The sequence below is a fragment of the Pseudomonas sp. PS01299 genome, from assembly GCF_029960145.1.
GTDB classification, from domain to species: Bacteria; Pseudomonadota; Gammaproteobacteria; order Pseudomonadales; family Pseudomonadaceae; genus Aquipseudomonas; species Aquipseudomonas putida_A.
Genome location: NZ_JASCPO010000480.1, coordinates 1 through 1,333, shown reverse-complemented (window position 1 = coordinate 1,333; position 1,333 = coordinate 1). Strand labels below are relative to the sequence as shown.

At 59.9% G+C, this 1,333-nt stretch carries 1 protein-coding gene; it reads left to right on the top strand.

What is annotated here, in order from left to right:
- Positions 1–302 precede the first annotated feature (302 nt).
- Positions 303–1,199, top strand: a complete 897-nt coding sequence (locus QMX91_RS31130) for a PA4780 family RIO1-like protein kinase (protein ID WP_003221347.1) — start codon at positions 303–305, stop codon at positions 1,197–1,199.
- Positions 1,200–1,333: the final 134 nt, after the last annotated feature.

Sequence of the window (1,333 nt, the reverse complement as noted above, 5' to 3'; positions counted from 1 at the left end):
GGGCTTGCTCGCGAAGGGGCCGTGTCAGGCGCCGTCATTGTGTCTGACAGACCGCTTTCGCGAGCAAGCCCGCTCCCACAGGGGAAATGAATGCCAATGTCAGATTCTGTCGCAAATGCCCTTGACGGCCGATAGCTACAAGTAAGGTGGGCTCGGCTATGATCGGCAAAGCTCGATTATTTCGGCACAGTGTGTGCATCCACAGGGTTCACAGGTCGGCAACCCCTCCCCGTAGCGCGAGGATTGCCGTATAACGAGTGACATTCGCGTGTTTGGTAATAAAGGACCCACAATAAAAGCTGATGAAGACTCCAAAACGCATTGAACCCCTGATCGAAGACGGTCTGGTCGACGAAGTGCTGCGCCCACTCATGAGTGGTAAAGAAGCAGCTGTTTATGTGGTGCGCTGCGGTAACCAGTTACGTTGCGCGAAGGTTTACAAGGAGGCGAACAAACGCAGTTTCCGCCAGGCAGCCGAGTATCAGGAAGGCCGCAAGGTGCGTAACAGCCGGCAGGCGCGGGCGATGGCCAAGGGTTCGAAATTCGGTCGCAAGGAGACCGAGGACGCCTGGCAGAACGCCGAAGTCGCGGCGCTGTTCCGTCTGGCCGGTGCCGGCGTGCGAGTGCCCAAGCCATACGACTTTCTGGATGGCGTGCTGCTGATGGAGCTGGTGGCCGACGAATATGGCGATGCCGCGCCGCGTCTGAACGACGTGGTGCTGGAGCCGGATCAGGCCCGCGAATATCACGCGTTCCTGATCTCGCAGATCGTGCTGATGTTGTGTACCGGTCTGGTGCACGGTGACCTCTCGGAGTTCAACGTGCTCCTGACCCCGACCGGCCCGGTGATCATCGACCTGCCGCAGGCGGTGGATGCCGCCGGTAACAACCACGCGTTCAGCATGCTCGAACGGGATGTGGGCAACATGGCGTCGTACTTCGGGCGTTTTGCCCCGGAGCTGAAGCAGACCCGCTACGCGAAGGAAATGTGGGCGTTGTACGAAGCCGGCACCTTGCACCCCAACAGCGTGCTGACCGGTGAGTTCGACGATCCGGAAGATCTGGCCGACGTTGGCGGTGTGTTGCGCGAGATCGAAGCGGCGCGTCTCGACGAAGAGCGCAAGCAGGCGATCCGTGCGGCGGATGACGAGCCCAAAGGCAAGTCCGACGAACCGCCTCCGCCACCGTGGATGCAGTAAGCGCTTGACAGAAACCCGGCTTCGGCCGGGTTTTTTGTGCCTGCCCAAAACACCGAAGATCCCTTGTAGGAGTGAGCCTGCTCGCGATGGCGGTGTGTCATTCAGCAAAAGTGTTGCCTGATACACAGCCATCG